The organism is Vitiosangium sp. GDMCC 1.1324 (assembly GCF_003044305.1).
Lineage (GTDB): Bacteria > Myxococcota > Myxococcia > Myxococcales > Myxococcaceae > Archangium.
This window is the reverse complement of record NZ_PZOX01000063.1, coordinates 2,501-5,706: the sequence shown is the minus strand read 5'-3', so window position 1 is coordinate 5,706 and position 3,206 is coordinate 2,501. Positions and strand designations below refer to the sequence as shown.

The window sequence follows — 3,206 nt, the reverse complement described above, 5'->3', positions numbered from 1 at the left end:
GTGTGAGGACTCGGGGCCTTCAAAAAAAATCCGGCAGCGACCTACTCTCCCGCGCGGTTTCCCGCGGAGTACCATCGGCTCTGGAGGGCTTAACTTCCGTGTTCGGGATGGGAACGGGTGGGACCCCTCCGACATTGCCACCGGAAACTGAGTGACTCGTGCATACAAAGGGTAGTTTTCAATCCTGCTTCAGAAGCTCGTGCCTTCTTCCGGGCCCGGCGCCGCTTCTTTAGAGCGCGCTCGGGGCCTCGACCTTGGCCTCGAATCCCTTACTCCCCCCGTTGGGTGGAGCCTGTGAGAGATTGAGGTATAGTAAGCCTCACGACCAATTAGTACCGGTTAGCTCAACGCGTTACCGCGCTTACACACCCGGCCTATCAACGTCGTAGTCTTCGACGGGTCTTCAGGGGCTTGCGCCCGGGATACCTGTTCTTGAGGTCGGTTTCCCGCTTAGATGCTTTCAGCGGTTATCCAATCGACACATGGCTACCCAGCGATGCCTCTGGCGAGACAACTGGTACACCAGCGGTGTCTCCAACCCGGTCCTCTCGTACTAAGGTCAGAGCCTCTCAAGTATCCTACGCCCACAGCAGATAGGGACCAAACTGTCTCACGACGTTTTGAACCCAGCTCGCGTACCGCTTTAATTGGCGAACAGCCAAACCCTTGGGACCTGCTCCAGCCCCAGGATGCGATGAGCCGACATCGAGGTGCCAAACCTCCCCGTCGATGTGAACTCTTGGGGGAGATAAGCCTGTTATCCCCGGAGTACCTTTTATCCGTTGAGCGATGGCCCTTCCATTCAGGACCACCGGATCACTATGACCTGCTTTCGCACCTGCTCGACCTGTCGGTCTCGCAGTCAAGCTCCCTTATGCCATTGCACTCGACGCCCGGTTTCCAATCGGGCTGAGGGAACCATCGCGCGCCTCCGTTACATTTTGGGAGGCGACCGCCCCAGTCAAACTACCCACCAGACAGTGTCCCAGCTCCCGTTGAGGGGGCGTGGTTAGACACCAGAATCCGACAGGGTGGTATTTCACCGTTGCCTCCACCGAACCTAGCGGCCCGGCTTCAAAGGCTCCCACCTATCCTACACAGTCGAACCCTAGTGTCACTGTCAAGTTGTAGTAAAGGTTCACGGGGTCTTTCCGTCTTGCTGCGGGTAAACTGCATCGGCACAGCTATTTCAATTTCGCTGAGTCCCTCTCCGAGACAGTGCGGAAGTCGTTACTCCATTCGTGCAGGTCGGAACTTACCCGACAAGGAATTTCGCTACCTTAGGACCGTTATAGTTACGGCCGCCGTTTACTGGGGCTTCGGATCATCGCTTCGCCTTGCGGCTGACGAATCCCCTTAACCTTCCAGCACCGGGCAGGAGTCAGACCCTATACGTCGGCTTCTTGCCTTCGCAGAGTCCTGTGTTTTTGGTAAACAGTCGCTACCGCCATTTCTCTGCAACCTCTCTCGGCTTCGGCTGTACGCCTACACCTACCAGAGGCCCACCTTCTTCCGAAGTTACGGTGGAAATTTGCCTAGTTCCTTGGAGGAGAGTTCTCTCAAGCGCCTTAGGATTTTCTCCTCACCCACCTGTGTCGGTTTGCGGTACGGACACCCTGTAGACTCCCCGCGGAGCTTTTCTTGGAAGCAGAGCATCAACGACTTACCCCTTGCGGGGCGCCATCGGGTCTCGGGGATAGCTGCCGCGCCTTTTTATCGTACGCGACACCCCTACGCCTTTGGACTGGCACAACCACCGGCCAGCTCGTCTAGCTTTCTCCGTCCCTCCTCGGTTCAACGTCTACAAGATGGCGCAGGAATATTAACCTGCTTGCCATCACCTACGCCTTTCGGCCTCGGCTTAGGTCCCGGCTAACCCTGGGAAGATTAACTTGACCCAGGAAACCTTGGGTTTACGGCGAGGGGGTTTCTCACCCCCTTTATCGCTACTCATTTCGGCATCAGCACTCGCAACCGCTCCAGCAGCCCTTGCGGTCTACCTTCGCTGCAGTTGCAACGCTCCCCTACCACTGCATACGCCTGACGTATGCAATCCGAAGCTTCGGCGCTAGTCTTGAGCCCCGTTACATTTTCGGCGCGGCCTGTCTCGACCAGTGAGCTATTACGCTTTCTTTAAAGGATGGCTGCTTCTAAGCCAACCTCCTGGTTGTCAATGACCTGCCACATCCTTTCTAGTGTTCACTTAGACTAGACTTGGGGGCCTTAGCTGTCGGTCTGGGTTATTCCCCTCTTGCCAATGGACGTTATCACCCACTGACTGCTTCCCGGGATAACAATTACCGGCATTCGGAGTTTGGTACGGTTTGGTAATCTGGTGAGACCCCTAGCCGTTCCAGTGCTCTACCTCCGGTATTGAATTACCCGAGACGATACCTAAATATCTTTCGGGGAGAACCAGCTATCACGGAGTTTGATTGGCCTTTCACCCCTACACACAGCTCATCCCAGAAATTTTCAACTTTCATGAGTTCGGTCCTCCATGAGGTGTTACCCTCACTTCAACCTGGCCATGTGTAGATCACCCCGCTTCGGGTTATAATGCACGCAACTGTTTCGCCCGTTTCGGACTCGCTTTCGCTCCGGCTCCACCTATCGGCTTAGCCTCGCTACGTACATTAAGTCGCCGAATCATGATGCAAAAGGTACGCCCTCGCACTGTCTTGCGACGTAGTGCTCGGACTGCTTGTAGACATGCGGTTTCAGGTTCTTTTGACTCCCCTCACTGGGGTTCTTTTCACCTTTCCCTCGCGGTACTTGTCCACTATCGGTCGCCAAGGAGTATTTAGCCTTACCGGATGGTCCCGGCAGATTCAGGCAGGATTGCACGTGTCCCGCCCTACTTGGGTACCCCGCTCGGCCTTCGCCAGTTTTCGCGTACGCGACTATCACGCTCTTTGGTGCACCTTTCCAGGTGCTTCCGCTAACCAGCAAAGGTCCTACCGCGGACCCGCAACCCCGATGCCACTTGCGTGACACCGGTTTAGGCTGTTCCCGTTTCGCTCGCCACTACTCCGGGAATCACTCATTGTTTTCTTTTCCTCAGGGTACTGAGATGTTTCACTTCCCCTGGTTCGCTCCTTCAGCCCTATGTATTCAGGCCGAGGTAACGCAGCTTTCGCCACGCTGGGTTTCCCCATTCGGACATCTCCGGCTCAACGTTCGGTTGGCAACTCCCCGGAGCTTTT

Annotated in this window: 2 rRNA genes (1 of these 2 cut by a window edge); both read right to left on the bottom strand. The window is 55.8% G+C overall.

From position 1 onward, the window contains the following. Positions 1-28: 28 nt before the first annotated feature. Positions 29-145: ribosomal RNA gene (rrf, locus tag DAT35_RS57800) — 5S ribosomal RNA — on the bottom strand. Positions 146-308: 163 nt separating this feature from the next. Beyond that, positions 309-3,206: ribosomal RNA gene (locus DAT35_RS57795) — 23S ribosomal RNA — on the bottom strand (it continues 70 nt past the right edge of the window).